Annotated in this window: 17 protein-coding genes; 11 read left to right on the forward strand and 6 right to left on the reverse strand. The window is 72.4% G+C overall.

Going from position 1 to position 17,146, the window contains the following annotated elements:
* The first annotated feature begins 143 nt into the window (after positions 1–143).
* Entirely contained in the window at positions 144–731 is a 588-nt protein-coding gene (locus ABT048_RS21120; RefSeq protein WP_350522966.1) for a CGNR zinc finger domain-containing protein, read from the forward strand.
* Positions 732–734: 3 nt separating this feature from the next.
* Here ABT048_RS21120 and sodX read toward each other — a convergent pair whose 3' ends face one another.
* On the reverse strand, positions 735–1,097 hold the full coding sequence (sodX, locus tag ABT048_RS21125; protein ID WP_396544727.1) for a nickel-type superoxide dismutase maturation protease: 363 nt from the start codon (positions 1,095–1,097) through the stop codon (positions 735–737).
* A 257-nt stretch (positions 1,098–1,354) separates the two neighbouring features.
* On the opposite strand from sodX, the gene sodN reads away from it, so the two are divergent.
* The 8 genes from sodN to ABT048_RS21165 all read left to right on the forward strand — a co-directional run bounded on the left by sodN (position 1,355) and on the right by ABT048_RS21165 (position 7,891).
* Positions 1,355–1,750, forward strand: coding sequence for a superoxide dismutase, Ni (gene sodN, locus ABT048_RS21130; protein WP_350522968.1), 396 nt, complete (start codon positions 1,355–1,357; stop codon positions 1,748–1,750).
* A gap of 344 nt (positions 1,751–2,094) precedes the next feature.
* Positions 2,095–3,177 carry a FecCD family ABC transporter permease gene (locus tag ABT048_RS21135; protein WP_350522969.1) on the forward strand — a complete coding sequence of 361 codons (1,083 nt, stop codon included), beginning with the start codon at positions 2,095–2,097 and terminating at the stop codon, positions 3,175–3,177.
* Between the two features lie 125 nt (positions 3,178–3,302).
* Entirely contained in the window at positions 3,303–4,133 is an 831-nt protein-coding gene (locus tag ABT048_RS21140) for an ABC transporter ATP-binding protein (RefSeq protein WP_350523032.1), read from the forward strand.
* An 18-nt stretch (positions 4,134–4,151) separates the two neighbouring features.
* Positions 4,152–5,144, forward strand: a complete 993-nt coding sequence (locus tag ABT048_RS21145) for an ABC transporter substrate-binding protein (protein WP_350522970.1) — start codon at positions 4,152–4,154, stop codon at positions 5,142–5,144.
* Between the two features lie 87 nt (positions 5,145–5,231).
* Positions 5,232–5,615 carry a nuclear transport factor 2 family protein gene (locus ABT048_RS21150; protein ID WP_350522971.1) on the forward strand — a complete coding sequence of 128 codons (384 nt, stop codon included), beginning with the start codon at positions 5,232–5,234 and terminating at the stop codon, positions 5,613–5,615.
* Positions 5,616–5,625: 10 nt separating this feature from the next.
* On the forward strand, positions 5,626–6,102 hold the full coding sequence (locus ABT048_RS21155) for a GNAT family N-acetyltransferase (RefSeq protein WP_350522972.1): 477 nt from the start codon (positions 5,626–5,628) through the stop codon (positions 6,100–6,102).
* A gap of 196 nt (positions 6,103–6,298) precedes the next feature.
* Positions 6,299–6,709: an ATP-binding protein gene (locus ABT048_RS21160; protein ID WP_218203464.1), complete on the forward strand. Its 411-nt coding sequence runs from the start codon at positions 6,299–6,301 to the stop codon at positions 6,707–6,709.
* Positions 6,710–6,877: 168 nt separating this feature from the next.
* The gene (locus ABT048_RS21165; protein ID WP_350522973.1) at positions 6,878–7,891 is read left to right on the forward strand and encodes an RNA polymerase sigma factor SigF; all 1,014 of its coding nucleotides are present in this window, start codon (positions 6,878–6,880) and stop codon (positions 7,889–7,891) included.
* A gap of 60 nt (positions 7,892–7,951) precedes the next feature.
* Here ABT048_RS21165 and ABT048_RS21170 read toward each other — a convergent pair whose 3' ends face one another.
* On the reverse strand, positions 7,952–8,380 hold the full coding sequence (locus ABT048_RS21170) for a hypothetical protein (protein WP_350522974.1): 429 nt from the start codon (positions 8,378–8,380) through the stop codon (positions 7,952–7,954).
* Positions 8,381–8,430: 50 nt separating this feature from the next.
* Here ABT048_RS21170 and ABT048_RS21175 point away from each other — a divergent pair, with 50 nt between their 5' ends.
* Together ABT048_RS21175 and ABT048_RS21180 are read left to right on the forward strand one after the other, a co-directional pair.
* A complete protein-coding gene (locus ABT048_RS21175; protein ID WP_350522975.1) occupies positions 8,431–9,402 on the forward strand; it encodes a diacylglycerol/lipid kinase family protein in 972 nt (323 codons plus the stop codon).
* 368 nt (positions 9,403–9,770) lie between these two features.
* Positions 9,771–10,022 carry a WhiB family transcriptional regulator gene (locus ABT048_RS21180; protein ID WP_014138019.1) on the forward strand — a complete coding sequence of 84 codons (252 nt, stop codon included), beginning with the start codon at positions 9,771–9,773 and terminating at the stop codon, positions 10,020–10,022.
* A gap of 518 nt (positions 10,023–10,540) precedes the next feature.
* Here ABT048_RS21180 and ABT048_RS21185 read toward each other — a convergent pair.
* From ABT048_RS21185 to ABT048_RS21200, 4 genes are all read right to left on the reverse strand, one after another.
* Positions 10,541–12,061 (reverse strand): sensor histidine kinase, encoded by a 1,521-nt coding sequence (locus tag ABT048_RS21185; protein ID WP_350522976.1) that lies wholly within the window; start codon positions 12,059–12,061, stop codon positions 10,541–10,543.
* A 445-nt stretch (positions 12,062–12,506) separates the two neighbouring features.
* Positions 12,507–13,592, reverse strand: coding sequence for an SIS domain-containing protein (locus ABT048_RS21190; protein ID WP_350522977.1), 1,086 nt, complete (start codon positions 13,590–13,592; stop codon positions 12,507–12,509).
* Positions 13,593–13,856: 264 nt separating this feature from the next.
* Positions 13,857–15,131, reverse strand: a complete 1,275-nt coding sequence (locus tag ABT048_RS21195) for an extracellular solute-binding protein (protein ID WP_502894050.1) — start codon at positions 15,129–15,131, stop codon at positions 13,857–13,859.
* 458 nt (positions 15,132–15,589) lie between these two features.
* Positions 15,590–17,143, reverse strand: coding sequence for a glycoside hydrolase family 3 protein (locus ABT048_RS21200; protein WP_350522979.1), 1,554 nt, complete (start codon positions 17,141–17,143; stop codon positions 15,590–15,592).
* Positions 17,144–17,146 lie beyond the last annotated feature (3 nt).

Consider the following 17,146-nt stretch of genomic DNA (forward strand, 5'->3'; position numbering starts at 1 on the left):
CTGCTGTCGCTGGTCGACAAGTCCCTGCTGGTCGCCGACCTGGACGGCGCCAGCCAGCCGCGCTACCGGATGCTGGTGTTTTCCCCACTCGGGTAATAGGCTGGAAGCAGTCAGCCCGTTACCGATTCTCTGGAAGGACCGCCGTGGAGCTCGCCTCGTACGCCGACCTCGCCGTTCGGCTGGTGAACACCGAGGAGCCGGAGCGCGGCACCGACACGCTGACCTCCGTGGACGCGGTGCGCGCCCTGTTCTCCGACTCCTCCCGGGCCGCCGCGCTCGCCGACGAGTCCGACCTGCCCCGGCTGCGGGCCGTGCGGACCCGGCTGCGCGGGGTCTTCGAGGCCGCCGCCGACGGGGACGAGACCCGCGGCGTCGACCTGCTGAACAGCCTGCTGATGGAGTACCCCGTCAGCCCGCTGATCTCCGGGCACGACTACCTGGACGACGCCGGACGGCCCCGCTGGCACCTGCACCTGGCCGACAACTCGCCGACCGCCACCGCGCACTTCAGCGCGGTCGCCTGCATGGGCCTGGCCGTCCACCTCACCGAGCTGGGCGGCGACCGGCTGGGCATCTGCCAGGCCGCGCCCTGCCGCAACGCCTACCTGGACACCTCGACCAACCGCTCCCGCCGCTACTGCTCGGACCGCTGTGCGACCCGGGCCAACGTCGCCGCCTACCGGGCCCGCAAGCGCCAGGAGGCGGAGGCCGCGCTGGGCGGCGGGCAGTAGGCGCTAGACGTCCTCCACCCAGGCGCCGAGGCGGCGGGCCAGGCCCGGCACCCGGGCCAGCCGCGGGGCGAGCAGCAGCCGCTCCAGCCGGCGGCCCGGCGCCAGCCAGGACGGGCGCGGGCTCAGCCGCAGCAGCACCCGGCCGAGCACCAGCTCGTCCGGGACCGCGCCGTAGCTGCGGCTGTCGCTGTCCACCGGACGGTTGTCGGACAGCAGCCACCACCCGCCGGGCCGGCGCCCGGCGGCCCGCTTCACCACCAGCAGGTCCTGCTGGAAGGGGTGGCGGAAGAGCACCACCGCGCCCGGCCGGATCGGCGCGCCGTAGCGGACCAGCAGCCGGTCGCCCTCGCGCAGGGTCGGGACCATCGACGGGCCCGCCACGTCGACGACCCCGAACGGCAACACGCCGCCCCCGGTCCGGCCCTCCGGTTCCGCGCTCCGTGCCACGACTCCTCCTCCCGCACGCCCGCCCCCAGTCTGCCGTACGGACCGTCACCTGTTCGGTGTCCGGATTACCCCGGTTCCGGGTCCGCCTTTTGCCCTAGGCCCACCGCCCGATCGCGAAACCACGAGGGCGGAAGGGTAATCTCGGGCGCGGGAAGACGATCTAAGGAAGGACTCCCATGTTCTCTCGTCTGTTTGCACCGCGTGCCACCGCTCACGCCCACTGTGACCTGCCCTGTGGCGTGTACGACCCGGCGCAGGCCCGGATCGAGGCCGAGTCGGTCAAGGCCACCCAGGAGAAGTACCAGGCCAACGAGGACCCGCACTTCCGTGCCCGCGCCGTCATCATCAAGGAGCAGCGCGCCGAGGCCGTCAAGCACCACATCTCGGTGCTGTGGAGCGACTACTTCAAGGCCCCGCACTTCGAGAAGTACCCGCAGCTGCACCAGCTGATCAACGACACCCTGAAGGCCGCCTCGGCCACCAAGGCGTCCACCGACCCGGCCACCGGCCAGGCCCTGCTGGACCTGATCGCCGAGGTCGACAAGATCTTCTGGGAGACCAAGCAGGCCTGAGCCTGACGCGTCGCCACCCGACCGCCCCCGTCCGCACCGCCGGACGGGGGCGGTCGTGCGTTCACACCCGACCCGACCTCGGTAAGGGTTGCCTACCCTGAGTGCCTGTTATGCTGCCAGGGCGTCCGAGGGGGAAGTCCGGTGAGAATCCGGCGCTGACCCGCAACGGTGAGCACGGCCCGCACCCGCGGTGCGGCCGCGCCAGCCCGATCGCCCTCGGCCGTTGGACTCCCGAGAACTCGCCGTGGACTGCGAGGGGGACGGCGCCCGGGCACGCCCCCGGCCGGCGCCCGCCCCGGCGCACCCGCGGCCCGAGGCAAGGCGCATCCGTGACCCGCGCACCCATGACCCGCGCACCCGTGACCCGCGTAGCCGGCGGCCCGTCCGTCCACCGGACACCCGTGCTCCCGCTCACCGTCGGCCTCGGCGCCGCCCTGCTGCTGTCGCTGGTCTGCGGGGTCGCGCTGGGCTCCTCCGGGATCGGGCTCCCGCACGTACTGCGGCTGCTGGGCGCCGGACTGACGGGCGGTCGGCTGGAGGCCGACGAGGCGGCCGCGTACGCCATCGTCTGGGAGATCCGGCTGCCGCGCACCGTCCTGGCCGCCGTGGTCGGCGCCGGGCTGGCCGCCACCGGGGTCGCCGTCCAGGCGCTGGTGCGCAACGCCCTCGCCGACCCCTTCGTCCTCGGCATCTCCTCCGGCGCGGCCGTCGGCGCCAACGCCGTCCTGCTGTTCGGCGCCTTCGCCTCGCTCGGGGTGTGGGCGATCTCCGCCTCCGCCTTCGGCTCCGCACTGCTCGCGATGACGCTGGTCTACCTCGCAGCCCGCACCGCGTACGGGCTCACGCCGCTGCGGCTGGTGCTCACCGGCACCGCCCTCTCCTACGGCTTCGCCGCCGCCACCACCCTGATGGTCTTCGCCGCCGACCGCGGCGACGCCGCCCGGAACGCGATGATGTGGCTGCTCGGCAGCCTCGGCGGTGCCACCTGGGGCTCGGTGCCGATCGCCGCCTGCACCGTCCTGGCCGGGCTCGCCCACCTCGGCTGCGCCGCCGGACGGCTGGACGCGCTCGCCATGGGCGACGAGACCTCCGCCTCGCTCGGTGTGGACCCGGACCGGATGCGCCGTGAACTGTTCGTGGTGACCGCCGCCGTCACCGGCACGGTGGTCGCGGTCAGCGGTGCGATCGGCTTCGTCGGGCTGCTGGTGCCGCACGTGGCCCGGATGCTGGTCGGCGCCGGGCATCGCCGGGTGCTGCTGGTCGCCCCGCTCGCCGGGGCGCTGCTGCTGGTCTGGGTGGACATCGCCTCCCGCACCCTGCTGGCACCCGCCGAACTGCCCGTCGGGGTGTTCACCGCCGTGCTCGGCGTGCCCGCCTTCCTGCTGATGATGCGTCGGCGCGGCCACGCCTTCGGAGGCCGACGGTGACCGACGCGATCGGTACGACCGATGCCATCCGTACGACCGGCCCGGCCGCCCCGGCCGCCCCGGCCGGCTCGACCGCCCGGCCCGACCGGGCGAAGGCCCAGGACCTCGGCGTCGACACCGTCTCGGTGGAGTCGGCCGGCACCCGGATCGTCCACGAGGTGAGCCTGGCGGCCGCCGCCGGGCAGGTGGTCGGCCTGGTCGGACCGAACGGCAGCGGCAAGTCGACCCTGCTGCGCTGCGTCTACCGGGTGCTGAAGCCCACCGGCGGGGCCGTCCGGCTCGACGGCGACGACCTGCACGCGCTCTCCGCGCGGGAGACGGCCCGGCGGGTGGCCGCGCTGACCCAGGAGCACTCCGCCGAGTTCGACTTCACGGTGGCCGAGGTGGTCGCCATGGGCCGGCTGCCGTACCGGCGCGGCCTCGGCGCCCCGACCGACGCGGACCGGGAGCGCTGCGCCGGCGCCCTGGCGAAGGTCCGGGCCGGGCACCTCGCCGGACGGGGCTTCCTGAGCCTGTCCGGGGGCGAGAAGCAGCGGGTGCTGTTCGCCCGCGCGCTGGTCCAGGAGCCGCGCCTGCTGGTGCTCGACGAACCCACCAACCACCTCGACGTCGCCCACCAGTTGGAGGTCCTGGCGCTGGCCCGCGAGGCCGGCCCGACGGTGCTCGTCGCGCTGCACGACCTCAACCTGGCGGCGAGCCACTGCGACCTGCTGTACGTCCTGCGGGCCGGCCGGATCGTGGCCTCCGGACCGCCCGCCGAGGTGCTCCGGCCCGCCCTGCTGGCCGAGGTGTTCGGTGTCCGGGCCACGCCGGTCCGGCACCCGGAGACCGGCGCCCTCCAACTGCTGTTCGACCGCCTCGACCGCTCCCTCGACACCCGGACGCCCGGGACCCGGACCGCCGACGCCCGTACCCCCGACGCCCGTACCCCCGACGCCCGTACCCCCGACGCCTGAACCACCGAAGGAACCACCGTGCGCACCAAGGCCGTTGCCGCCGCCACCCTGCTCGTCCTCGGACTCACCGCCTGCGGCGCGGAGATCGCCCCCCGGCAGGCCTCGACCGGCTCCGCCCACTACCCGGTGACCGTGCAGAACTGCGGCGAGGAGCTGACCTTCCCGCAGAAGCCGGCCCGGGTGGTCACCAACGACGTCAACATCACCGAACTGATGCTCTCCCTCGGCCTGGCCGACCGGATGGCCGGCTACGTCATGCCCGACGACAAGGGCCGGGTCGACAAGGTGCCGTGGAAGGACGGCTACCAGCAGACCGCCTGGCTCTCCAGGAAGGTGCTCACCAAGGAGATCGCCCTGGACGCCAGGGCCGACCTGGTGCTGGCCGGCTGGCACTACGGCTTCGACGAGGGCAGCGGCGTCACCCCGCAGGCGTTCAAGGCCCTCGGCATCGACTCGTACGTGCTCAGCGAGTCCTGCCGCAGCGGCAGGGGCACCGAACGCGGCGTGATGGACCCGCTGGACGCGCTCTACACGGACCTGGCCAACCTCGGCGAGATCTTCGACGTCAAGGACCGCGCCGACCGGCTGATCGCCGACTCCAGGGCCCGGATCGCCGCCGTCCCGCAGCCCGAGCGCCGCCCGTCCGTCTTCCTGTACGACAGCGGGCAGGACAAGCCGTACACCGCCGGGAAGTTCGCCGCCGCCGACGAGATCATCGCCAAGGCCGGCGGCACCAACATCATGGGCGACCTCGCCGACACCTGGGTCACCGCCGGCTGGGAGAGCGTGGTGCAGCGCGACCCCGAGGTGATCGTGATCAACGACTACGCGACCCCGGACGCCGAGGAGAAGCGGAAGTTCCTGAAGTCGTTCCCGCCGCTGGCCGGCGTCTCCGCGATCAGGAACGACCGGATCTTCGTACTGGACTACGTCGACCTGGTGGAGAGCCCGCGCAACCCGGCCGCGATCGGCACCCTGGCCGAGTACCTGCGCACCGTGCCGGCCCGCTGAGCGGCCCGGTCTCCGGCCCCTCCGGTCGGTGGTGCCGGGCGTAGGCTCTAGGTACGAGCCGACGGACCCCGACCGGAGGAGCGAATCATGACCACCATGGCGGCCCCCGCCGCCTTCGACACCCGCGCCCTGCGCGAGGGCATCGAACGCTGCGACGCCGACGCCCTCCTGGCGCTCTACGCGGAGGACGCCGAACTGCGCGTGGTCGACCGGAAGACCCAGCCCAGCCACCCCCTGGTGATGCACGGGCTGGAGGAGATCGGCGCCATGCTGAGCGACATCTACGGCCGCGAGATGACCCACAAGCTGGAGCAGGTGGTGGTCCAGGACGACCACGTCGCCTTCCTGGAGTCCTGCCGCTACCCGGACGGCGTCCGGGTGCTGATGGCCTCGATGGCCGACCTGCGGGACGGAAGGATCGTCGATCAGACCTCCGTCCAGGCCTGGGACGAGACGGGGCCCGAGCAGTAGGCTCGCTGGCATGATCCGCACCGCAGTCGCCACCGACGTTCCCGTCATCCACGCCATGATCCGTGAGCTCGCGGAGTACGAGAAGGCCCCGCACGAGGCCGTGGCCACCGAGGAGCAGCTGCGCGAGGCCCTGTTCGGCGCCGATCCGGCCGTGTTCGGCCTGATCGCCGAGGACGGGACCACCGGGGAGCCGGTGGGCTTCGCCCTCTGGTTCCGCAACTTCTCGACCTGGCGCGGCACCCACGGGATCTACCTGGAGGACCTGTACGTCCGCCCGGAGGCGCGCGGCGGCGGCCACGGCAAGGCCCTGCTGCTGGAGCTCGCCCGGATCGCCGTGGAGCGCGGCTACTCCCGGGTGGAGTGGTCGGTGCTGGACTGGAACCAGCCGTCGATCGACTTCTACAAGTCGATCGGTGCGGTGCCGATGGACGAGTGGACCGTGTACCGGCTCACCGACGAGGCACTCGCCGCCGCCGGCCGCCGCTGAGCGGACCGACGGAGTCCGGGAAAGGGTCTGCCACCCTGCGTCGCAATGCCTTACCATGAGTAACCCCGAACCGGGGTGCAACAGGGCAGGCAGAGTGATGGCGGACCCGCAACCCCGGTGCCTCCTTTGAGAGGCGGCAAGCAGGGGTAACAAGCGGGGTACCAAGCAAGCACAGCGCGTCACCCAGGAGGCAAGGGTGTCCCAGATCGACGGCGATCTCGGTGTTCAGGATTTCGTGGAGGTCCGGCTCCCCGCGGCGGGGGCCTACCTCTCCGTGCTGCGAACAGCGACGGCCGGGCTGGCGGCCCGGCTGGATTTCACCCTCGACGAGATCGAGGACCTGCGGATCGCGGTCGACGAGGCCTGCGCCATCCTGCTGCAGCAGGCGGTGCCGGGCTCCGTCCTTTCCTGCGAGTTCCGCCTGGTCGGCGACTCGCTGAAGGTGACCGTCGCCGCCCCGACCACCGACGGCAAGGCCCCCGAGCGGGACACCTTCGCCTGGACGGTGCTCTCCGCGCTGGCCGGCGAGGTCGACTCCTCGGTCGGCGAGGACAACACCGTGTCGATCAGCCTGCACAAGAAGCGCGGCGGGTCCACGGCCCACTAGCCGGGCGCCGGACCGCACCGCACAGACCGAGCAGCACCCGCGCAAGGGCCGTCCGCCGCACCCCCTCCCGGGGCCGGGCGGACGGCTCCCGGTACCGCCTCCGGGCGGTACGACCAACGAGACGATTCCGGGGCCGCGGCCCCGGTGCTCCCGGAACGGAACGGGGGAATGGCCGTGAGTGATCTGGACCGTACCGGCCTCGCGACGGCGGGACCTGCCGTACCGACCCAGGCGAGCGTTCCCGGCCTCGCCGCCAACGACGAAGCGCACCCGAAGGACGCCCACCGGATGAGCCACCCGACCGAGCCGACGTCTGAGCCGACGCCCGACTCCGTCCCCCCGCCGGAGCCGGCGGACCGGGCGGACGAGACGGCCGAGGCTGAGCTGCACGGCGCCGTGCCCGCGCAGGGCGCGCACCGCTCCGGCGCCCCGGACCGGGAGGCCGCCCGCGCCCTGTTCGTCCGCCTGTCGGCGCTGCCCGAGGGCTCGCCGGAGCGGGTCGAGCTGCGCAACCAGCTGGTGCGGATGCACATCCCGCTGGTCGAGCACCTGGCCCGGCGCTTCCGCAACCGGGGCGAGCCGCTGGACGACCTCACCCAGGTCGCCACCATCGGCCTGATCAAGTCGGTGGACCGCTTCGACCACGAGCGCGGGGTCGAGTTCTCCACCTACGCGACGCCGACCATCGTCGGGGAGATCAAGCGGCACTTCCGCGACAAGGGCTGGGCGGTGCGTGTCCCGCGCCGTCTGCAGGAGCTGCGGCTGTCGCTCACCACGGCGACCAGCGAGCTCTCCCAGCGGCACGGCCGCTCCCCCACGGTGCACGAGCTGGCCGAGCACCTGGGGATCTCCGAGGAGGACGTCCTGGAGGGCCTGGAGTCCGCCAACGCGTACTCCACGCTGTCCCTGGACGTGCCGGACAGCGACGACGAGTCGCCGGCCGTCGCGGACACCCTGGGCGCGACCGACGAGGCGCTGGAGGGCGTCGAGTACCGCGAGTCGCTCAAGCCGCTGCTGGCCCAACTGCCGCCCCGGGAGCAGAAGATCCTGGTGCTGCGGTTCTTCCGGAACATGACCCAGTCGCAGATCGCCGCCGAGGTGGGGATCTCCCAGATGCACGTGTCCCGGCTGCTCGCCCGGACGTTGGCCCAGCTGCGGGAGAAGCTGCTGGTGGAGGAGTAGGACTGACGGCCGCTCAGCTCCGGCTGCGCGGCCGTCCGGCCCTCCGGCGGCCCTGTGCGCTCAGTCCTCGGACGGGGCGTACAGGGCCGCCGTCGACTTCGGGTTCAGCAGCGAGCCGATGCCCACCAGCCCGAGCAGGCCGACCAGCGCGCCCACGGCGATCATCGTGCCGCCGCTCTGGAACATGTAGTAGGCGACCGGCAGGCAGATCGAGTTGGTCAGCACCGCCGGGCTGCGGCCCCAGCGGCGCTCCTTCAGCAGCGCGCGGGCGGCCAGCACCGGCAGCACGCCGAGCAGCACGATGACCACGCCGCCGAACTCGTTCAGGGCGAGCTGCTTGGACTGGCCGGACAGCGCGGCCACCATGTCCCAGACGCCGACGACGGCCAGCGCGGCGCCCTCCAGGGCGGTGATGGCGGCGCCCAGGGTCAGGGACGCCGGACGGCCGGAGTCGGCCGCGGGTACGGGTGCGGAGGTTTCTGCGGTCACTCCAGCAGGGTAGCCGCCGGTTGGTCCGTACCGCCCCGTAGGCTTTCCCCATGCGCGCTCTCCTGGTCGTGAACCACAAGGCCACCACCACCAGTGGCCGGACCAGGGACGTCCTGATCCACGCCCTGCGCAGCGACCTCAAGCTGGAGGTGGCCGAGACGCAGTACCGGGGCCACGCGCGCGACCTGGCCCGCGAGGCGGCGGAGGACGGCACGGTCGACCTGGTGGTGGCGCTGGGGGGCGACGGCACCGTCAACGAGGTGGTGAACGGGCTGCTGGCGCACGGCCCGGGCGAGAAGGTCCCGCGACTGGCCGTGGTGCCGGGCGGTTCGACCAATGTGTTCGCCCGCGCGCTGGGCCTGCCCAACGACCCGGTGGAGGCCACCGGGGCCCTGCTGCACGCGCTGGAGCACAAGCAGGAGCGCCCGATCGGGTTGGGCAAGGCGATGACCGACGGCCTGCCCGACCGCTGGTTCACCTTCACCGCCGGCCTCGGCTTCGACGCCGGCGTGGTCGGCCGGGTCGAGGAGCAGCGCAGGGCCGGGCGCAAGTCCACCCACGCCCTCTACGTCACGCAGGCGATCCGGCACTACTTCACCCAGCGTGAGCAGCGCCGATCCGGCCCGGTCTCCCTGGAGCTGCCGGGCCGCGAGGCCGTTCCGGGGCTGGTGCTGTCGATAGTCAGCAACACCTCGCCGTGGACGTTCCTCGGCAACCGCCCGGTCTACCCCTCACCGCTCGCCTCCTTCGACACGGACCTCGACGTCTTCGGCATCACCCGGATGACGGCGTTCGGTACGGCTCGAACGATCCGTCAGATCCTGCGGTCACACACGCCTTCGAGCGACGGCGCACCGCCGGTCGGCCCGTCCGGGAAGCACGTCGTCTCCTACCACGACGTCCGGCACTTCACCTTGGTTTCAGAGGAACCGGCCCCGTTCCAGGTGGACGGCGACCATCTTGGAGACAGGAGTCGCGTCAGTTTCACAGGCGTTCGGCGGGCACTGCGTGTGATTGTGTGACCGGAAGCGGGGTTCGCCCTTCTTCTCGAACGCACAAGCCCCCTTCACTCCATAGAAGTACTGGCTGTGAGCTAGGCGACACCGAAGAATCAAAAATTCCTCCCCGAAGGGGGTTGTATCCGAGCCCGAGGTTTGCGAACCTCTACATGGCGATCGGGACACATCGCAGCGACGGCGACTCCGGAACCACGGAGCACCGACCGCGGGGTGTCCCTCGAATCGCCGAATCCCCCCCAGCACAGACCACCCGGGCCCGGTAGGCCTTTGGTCTCTTTTGCTGTTGCGGGATTCGTGAAAGCGTTCACATTCACAAAGCCATCGATTATGCCGCCCGGGCAACCCCCGTCGGCAGGAGGAGTTGGACGACCATGGACTGGCGCCACCGCGCTGTCTGCCGCGAAGAGGACCCGGAGCTGTTCTTCCCGATCGGGAACACCGGTCCTGCTCTGCTGCAGATCGAGGAAGCCAAGGCCGTGTGCCGCCGCTGTCCGGTGATGGAGCAGTGCCTCCAGTGGGCCCTCGAAACCGGCCAGGACGCCGGCGTCTGGGGCGGCATGAGCGAGGACGAGCGTCGTGCGATGAAGCGCCGCGCCGCCCGCAACCGCGCCCGCACCGCCTGATCGCGCCGATCACACGGCGTAGCACCAGCAGTGACCGCAGTACCGATCAACACATGATCAAAGGCTTCCCTGCACCTCCTGGTGAAGCCTTCCGCACAAAGGACCTTGCCCGGCTTGGTCCTGCGACACCGGACCCGTCCAGCCACTTGATACTGTTCACTTAGAGCAATATCGTGGAGCTGTGGCGCTCACCGTGTGCAACGCACCGGCGAGGTGTCGCTCTACCCAGAGCCCCCGTTCCGGCCGACTCCCCCCGACGGCCGGAACGGGTTGAGAGGCCCTGTCGACCCACCCCCCCCCGGTCGACAGGGCCTCGTTTCTGTTTCCGCGACCGTTCGCTCCCCGCGCTCCGCCGCTCCCCCGCCACGTCCGGCCGAAGCGGCACGGGGCGGCCGGAGTGCGCAGCCGGCGCTTCCGCCGAACGCGCGCCCCCGCCGAGCGCCCTCGTGCAACGGATTCTCAGCAGAATCTCAGCCGGGCCGGACCCGGCGGACCGGGCCCGCGGCGGACCGGGGTCCTCAGCGGACCGGGATCTCCAGAACCACCTTCGTACCGCCGTTCGGACCGGCCACCATGTCGAAGGTGCCGCCCAACTCGCCGGTGGCCAGCGTCCGGACGATCTGCAGGCCGAGGTTGCCCGCCGTCTTGGGGTCGAACCCCTCCGGCATGCCGCGGCCGTCGTCCTGCACGGTGATCAGCAGGTACTCCTCCGGTCGGGCGCCGCCGTTCCAGCTGTCCGACCAGCCCATCCCGGTCGCCGGGGCCCGCCCGCGCAGCGCGCTGACCTCCAGGTTCCCGGAGGCCGTCGGGCCGAAGGCGTGCTCCAGGGCGTTCTGCAGCAGCTCGGTCAGCACCATCGACAGCGGGGTGGCCACCTCGGCGGACAGGATGCCGAAGCTGCCGGTGCGGCGGGTCGCCACCCGGCCGTCCTGGGACAGCTCCATCACCATCGCCAGCACCCGGTCGGCGATCTCGTCGAAGGCCACCTGCTCGTCCAGGGCCTGGGAGAGCGTCTCGTGCACGATCGCGATCGAGCCCACCCGGCGCACCGCCTCGTCCAGCGCGGCCCGGCCGGACTCCGACTCCATCCGGCGGGACTGCAGCCGCAGCAGGGCCGCGACGGTCTGCAGGTTGTTCTTCACCCGGTGGTGGATCTCCCGGATGGTGGCGTCCTTGGTCATCAGCTCGCGGTCACGGCGGCGCAGCTCGGTGACGTCGCGGCAGAGCACCAGCGATCCGGTCAGGGTGCCCTTGGGCTTGAGCGGGATCGCCCGCACGGTCACCACTCCCCCCTGCGCCTCCACCTCGGTCTGCCGGGGTGCCCAGCCGCTGGCCACCTTCACCAGTGCCTCGTGGACGGCGCCGCGGGACGGCGGGGCGAGGTCCGCGGTGGTGCGGCCGAGGTGGCTGCCGACCAGGTCGGTGGTGAGGCCGAGGCGGTGGTAGGCGGAGAGCGCGTTGGGGCTGGCGTAGGTGACGATGCCGTCCGCGTCCAGGCGGATCAGGCCGTCGCCGACGCGGGGGGCGGCGTCCATGTCGACCTGTTCGATGCCGGGGAAGGGGAAGCTGCCGGCGGCGATCATCTGGGCCAGGTCGGAGGCGCTCTGCAGGTAGGTGAGCTCCAGCCGGCTGGGGGTGCGGACGGTCAGCAGGTTGGTGTTGCGGGCGATCACCCCGAGCACCTTGCCCTCGCGCCGGACCGGGATCGACTCGACCCGGACCGGGACCTCCTCGCGCCACTCCGGGTCGCCCTCGCGCACGATCCGGCCCTCGTCGAAGGCGGCGTCCAGCAGCGGGCGCCGACCGCGCGGGACGAGGTGGCCGACCATGTCGTCCTGGTAGGAGGTCGGCCCGGTGTTGGGCCGCATCTGCGCCACCGAGACGTAGCGGATGCCGTCCCAGGTGGGGATCCACAGCACCAGGTCGGCGAAGGAGAGGTCGGAGAGCAGCTGCCACTCCGAGACCAGCATGTGGAGCCATTCCACGTCGGCCCCGGTGAGGGTGGTGTGGCGGCGGACGAGTTCGTTCAGCGAGGGCACATGGCGAGGGTAGCGCCGCCGGTCCGGGCGGGGCGCGGCGGACCGGCGGTCGGACGGCGCGTGACGGCCTCCCGACGGCCCGGAGTTGTTTAGACCAATTCGCCGAGCGGCCTGGACAACCCAGATTGGTCTAGTCCACAATGAAAGAGCACCAAGGAGCGGACCCCGCGCAACTGCCCTGACCGCGCGCGGCCCCTCCTCGGTCGGACGCCGCCGAACGAGGACCCCGCACAGTCCTCGATCGTCCCCGGCGCCCGACGACAGCTCCGGGCTGCGGTGCCGCACGGGTTGAGGGTCCCGTGTCGGCGCCGTGGCCCGTAGTGCTTTCCGGCCGCCGCGCGGCCCCGGACCACGTTTCCGCCGCTCAGCGGACCGGCCCCCGTCCACAGGCTGTGGACGGGGGCCGGTCCGCGCGCGGGGCCGGTCTTCCTCGGTCTACCGCGGTCTACCTCGTCTCGGTGACCTTGGCCAGGGCGCGCGGGGCGTCCGGGTCCTGGCCGCGGGCGATGGTGACCTCGTACGCCAGCAGCTGCAGCGGCAGGATCTCCAGGATCGGCTGCACCTCCTCCGGCACTCCGGCCGGCAGCACGAAGCCCGCCGAGGCGGCGTCCACCTGTGCCTGCTGGCCGATCACCACCAGGTCCGCGCCGCGGCCGCGCAGCCGGTCCAGGACCGGCTGCAGGGCTTCGCCGCCCTTGCCGTCCGGGACGATCGCGATGACCGGCGAGACGTTGTCCACCATGGCCAGCGGGCCGTGCAGCAGGTCCGCGCCGGAGAACGGACTGGCCGGGATGTAGGTGGTCTCCATCAGCTTCAGCGCCGCCTCGCGGGCCGTCGGGTAGCCGTAGCCGCGCGAGGTGATGACCAGGCGCTGGGCGAAGCGGTAGCGCTCGGCCAGCGCCCGCACCTCGGCGTGCCGCTCCAGCACGCCCGCGGCCAGGGCCGGCAGCCCCTGGGCGGCCGAGCCCTCCCCGGGCTCCCGCCGGGAGTACCCCCAGGCCTCCGCGAGGCCCTCGACCAGCAGGTAGAGCGCCAGCAGCTCGGCGGTGTAGGTCTTGGTGGCGGGCAGCGCCTTCTCCGGGCCTGCCAGCACGTCGATGTGGAACTCGGAGACCTCGGCCAGCGGCGAGGAGGCGTTGTTGGTGACCGCGAGGGTGATGGCGCCGGCCTCGCGGGCGGCCTTGGTGGAGGCCACCAGGTCCGGCGAGCCGCCGGACTGGCTGACGGTGATCACCAGGACGTCGGTGAGGTCCGGCTTGGCGCCGTACGCGGTCGTGGTGGACATCGAGGTCAGACCGGCCGGCTTGCCGAGCAGGATCTCGACCAGGTACTTGGCATACAGCGCGGCGTTGTCGGACGTGCCCCGCGCGGTGAGCAGGACGAAGCGCGGGTTGCGGGAGGCGATCTCGGCCGCGATCCCGCGGATCTTCGGGGCGCCCTCGTCGAGGATGCGCTGGAGGACGGCCGGCTGCTCGGCCATCTCCGCCGCCATGATCCGGCCGGGGACGGGAGCGGTGTGCGGGTCGGACATCTGGGTCTGCCTCCGATGAGACGGTTCGACCCCGCCCGGGCGGCTGCCCGACGGGGACCTCTACGGCGGCGAGTCCGCACACTCGCGGCGGTTCTTCGTGCCCGGCAATCCTATGGGCGCGCCCGGCCCGGAGCACCTCCGAACTTCCCTGCCGCACGCCCGTCGTGCGCCCCGCGCGCCCGGCGCGCGATCCGTCTCCGGACCTCCGTCCGACCCGCCGCCCGCCGCTCCCGGAGGCGGGAGGGCGGACGGCGGCGGGGCGGCTCAGGACGTCTTGTTGATCAGCTGGTCGATCGCGGCGTCGGCCTCCTTGGTGGCCTGGTCCACCGACTTGCCCTTGAGGATCGCGCTCAGCATGTCCGGGATGACCTTCTGCTTCTCGACCGCGCCCCAGCCGGGGGCCAACGGGGTGAACCAGGCGTCCGGGACGGCGTTGGCCGCGGCGGCGGTGGACGGCTTGTTCTTCAGCGGGTTCAGCTGGGTGAGGTTGTTCGGCAGGATGTCCTTGTCGGCCAGCGCCTGCTCGGACTTGCTGCTGGTGAACATCCGGATCCAGTCGGCCGCCAGCGCCACCGACGGGGACTTGGCCGTGACGGCGAGGTCGGAGCCGCCGATGAAGGTCGGCAGCGGCTTGCCGTCCGGGCCGGGCATGGTGGCCACCTTGACGGCGTCCTTGAGGCTCGGGTCGCCGGTGACCGGCGCGGTGACGGAGGCCGCCTCGTAGCCGTTGCCGTAGAAGGACGCGGCGTGCCCGCGGGCCATCGACTCGAACTGGTTCTGCTCGTTCACCGTCAGGTCGCCCTTGTTGTACTTGCGCACCAGGTCGACGAAGTGGCCGATGCCCTCCTGGGACTTGGGGTCGTGCAGGGTGCCGTGCCAGTTCCCGGCGCTGTCGAACTTGGCGATGCTGCCGCCGTACGCGGCCACGTAGCTCATCGCCGCGTACCAGTACGGGCCGGGCAGGTAGAGCGGGGAGAAGGTCCTGTCCGCCTTGTTCCTGTCCGCGACCTTGTCCAGCGCGGCCAGCAGTTCGGGCTCGGTCTTCGGGAACTCGGCGCTGCCGGTGACCTGTTGGAAGGCCGCGGAGTTGTAGATGGCGACCCGCGAGCCGGCGTAGTACGGCACGCACCAGAGCTTGTCCTGGTAGGTGCAGGTGTTGGCGAGCGCCTTGATCCAGCTGTCGGAGTTGTCGAAGCTGGTCCGGTCCACCGGGGCGAGCGCGCCGGACAGCACGTACTTCATGGTCTCCGTGTTGCCCAGCTCGACGACGTCGGGGGCGGAGCCCTCCGCGATCGCCTTGTCCAGCTTGGTGACCTTGTCCGCCCAGCCCTGGTACGAGAGCTTGAGGGCGACGTTCGGGTACTTCGCGGCGAACTCGTCGTTGACCCGCTGGACGAGGTCGGGCCAGTTCTTCTGGGCGTCGTCCATCAGCCAGACGGTGACGGTGCCGGTGGCGGCCTTCGAGGCGGCGGAGCCCTTGCCGTCGCCCGACGGTGAGCCCGACGAGGAACACGCCGTCAGGCCCGCCGCCAGTGCCATGGTCCCGAGCGCCGAGATGAGCTGACGCGTCTTCACGCCGTCCTCCGAGGGTGTTGAGAGCCGTGATGCCCGCCGGCAGCGTGATTGGCGCCCGCAGCGGAGAGTCCGGACAGGGGGCGGCGACGTGCTTCGGGGTGGGCCGATACCACATCCGGTGAGGTTGAAATTCGAACCGGATGACTGGACTCTGGCCTAGACCAATGGCGGTGTCAACGGCCAACAGCCTTTGCGACCAAGGCCGTTGCAGAGCCGTTGTACCCCGTGGCGATCAGTCGCCGCCCCGTCACCGTAAGTGGAAATTAAGGTGGATTTAAGGCTCACTTGAGGGAACACGGTCACCCGGCGGATCCGCGGGCCAACGCCGGGGAAACGGAAACGGGCCCGCCATGCGACATGCGCATGACGGGCCCGTGGGCCGACGTCCACCGGCTCCGGCCGGTGACGTTCCCCTGGTCGGTTCAGCCGATCGCTCCCGGCTGCCCGGTGAGCACCTCCACGGCCGCCAGCCCGCAGACCCGGGCGGCGCCGTGGGTGGCGATGTGGAGCGCGCCGACCGGCTCGGACTGGGGCAGCCCCATCTCGACCACGGCGGCGTCCGGGCGGGCCGCCACCAGGCGGCCCAGCACGGCGGACATCCACGGGTAGCGGTGCACGTCCCGGACCACCAGCACCAGGCGGCGGCCCTCGGCCCCGGCCAGCAGCTCGTCGACCAGCGCGTCCAGCTGCTCCGGGGCGGCCTCGGCGGCCGACACCGCGCGGGTGCGGGTGCCGGGGAAACGGTCGGCCAGCATGCCGGCCACACCCCACGGGGTGACGTCGCCGACGGCGATGTTCGGCTCGTCCGAGAACGAGGCCACGTACGGGCGCTCGCTCACCGGAGGCGCCACCAGGCCCGGCGCCCGGACCACCTTCAGCGCCCGGCGCGCGGCCCGCAGGCCGACCGCCAGGTCCGGCTCCGGCCGCTCGCCCTGGGCCGAGATCCGGCCCCAGCTGCCCAGCGCCCGGACCCGCGCGGCGGCGTCCGCCAGCCGCTCCTCGCCCAGCCGGCCGGCCCGCACGCCCGCCACGATGGCGTCGCGCAGCATCAGGACCGTCTCCTCGTCGGCGAGCCCGCCGCCGACGCAGATCGCGTCCGCGCCGGCCGCCAGGGCCAGCACGGTGCCCTCGCCCATCCCGAAGGTGTCGGCGATGGCGCCCATCTCGATCGCGTCGCTGACGATCAGGCCCTGGTAGCCGAGGCCGCCGTCGGCCGGCGCGGCGCGCAGCAGGTCGCGCAGCACGGTCGGGCTGAGGGTGGCCGGCAGCTTCGGGTCCAGCGCCGGGATCATGATGTGGGCGGTCATCACGGCCTTGGTGCCGGCCGCGATCGCCGCCTGGAACGGGATCAGGTCGCGGGCCCGGAGCACGTCCAGGTCGACGTCGATGACCGGCAGGCCGTGGTGCGAGTCCACCGCAGTGTCGCCGTGCCCCGGGAAGTGCTTGGAGCAGGCGGCCACGCCGGCCGACTGCAGGCCCTCGACCCAGGCGGCGGTGTGCCGGGCGCACAGCTCGGGGTCGGCGCCGAAGGAGCGGACCCCGATGACCGGGTTGCGCGGGTTGGAGTTGACGTCCGCGGTGGGCGCCCAGTTGTAGTTGACGCCGGCCGCGGCCAGCGCCCGGCCGAGCTCGCGGGCGACGTCCCTGGTCAGCGCCGGGTCGTCGATCGCGCCGAGCGCCAGGTTGCCGGGCCAGGAGGAGCCGGAGCCCGCCTCCAGCCGGGTGACGTCGCCGCTCTCCTCGTCGATGGCGATCAGGAGGTCGGGGTTCTCGGCGCGCAGCGCCCGGGTGAGCGCGGACAGCTGGTCGAGGTCGGCCACGTTGCGGTCGAACAGCGCGACCGAGCCGAGCCCGGCGGCGAGGTGGCGCAGCACCCACTGCGGCGGCTCGGTGCCGACGAAGCCGGGCTGCAGGACGGTCAGGGCGTCGCGGTGCAGCTGGTCGCTGTCCGGCACGGTGGGAACGAGGATGCTCACGGT

It is taken from the genome of Kitasatospora sp. NPDC096140 (assembly GCF_040303045.1).
In the GTDB taxonomy this organism is placed as follows: Bacteria; Actinomycetota; Actinomycetes; order Streptomycetales; family Streptomycetaceae; genus Kitasatospora.

Bases quoted from the DNA above. Each gene is read 5' to 3' on its own strand.
- ABT048_RS21165 (WP_350522973.1), top strand. From the start codon at position 6,878: ATGGCCGTGAGTGATCTGGACCGTACCGGCCTCGCGACGGCGGGACCT.
- sodX (WP_396544727.1), bottom strand. From the start codon at position 1,097: ATGGTCCCGACCCTGCGCGAGGGCGACCGGCTGCTGGTCCGCTACGGC.
- ABT048_RS21155 (WP_350522972.1), top strand. From the start codon at position 5,626: ATGATCCGCACCGCAGTCGCCACCGACGTTCCCGTCATCCACGCCATG.
- ABT048_RS21135 (WP_350522969.1), top strand. From the start codon at position 2,095: ATGACCCGCGCACCCGTGACCCGCGTAGCCGGCGGCCCGTCCGTCCAC.
- ABT048_RS21195 (WP_502894050.1), bottom strand. From the start codon at position 15,131: ATGGCACTGGCGGCGGGCCTGACGGCGTGTTCCTCGTCGGGCTCACCG.
- ABT048_RS21150 (WP_350522971.1), top strand. From the start codon at position 5,232: ATGACCACCATGGCGGCCCCCGCCGCCTTCGACACCCGCGCCCTGCGC.
- sodN (WP_350522968.1), top strand. From the start codon at position 1,355: ATGTTCTCTCGTCTGTTTGCACCGCGTGCCACCGCTCACGCCCACTGT.
- ABT048_RS21180 (WP_014138019.1), top strand. From the start codon at position 9,771: ATGGACTGGCGCCACCGCGCTGTCTGCCGCGAAGAGGACCCGGAGCTG.
- ABT048_RS21190 (WP_350522977.1), bottom strand. From the start codon at position 13,592: ATGTCCGACCCGCACACCGCTCCCGTCCCCGGCCGGATCATGGCGGCG.
- ABT048_RS21175 (WP_350522975.1), top strand. From the start codon at position 8,431: ATGCGCGCTCTCCTGGTCGTGAACCACAAGGCCACCACCACCAGTGGC.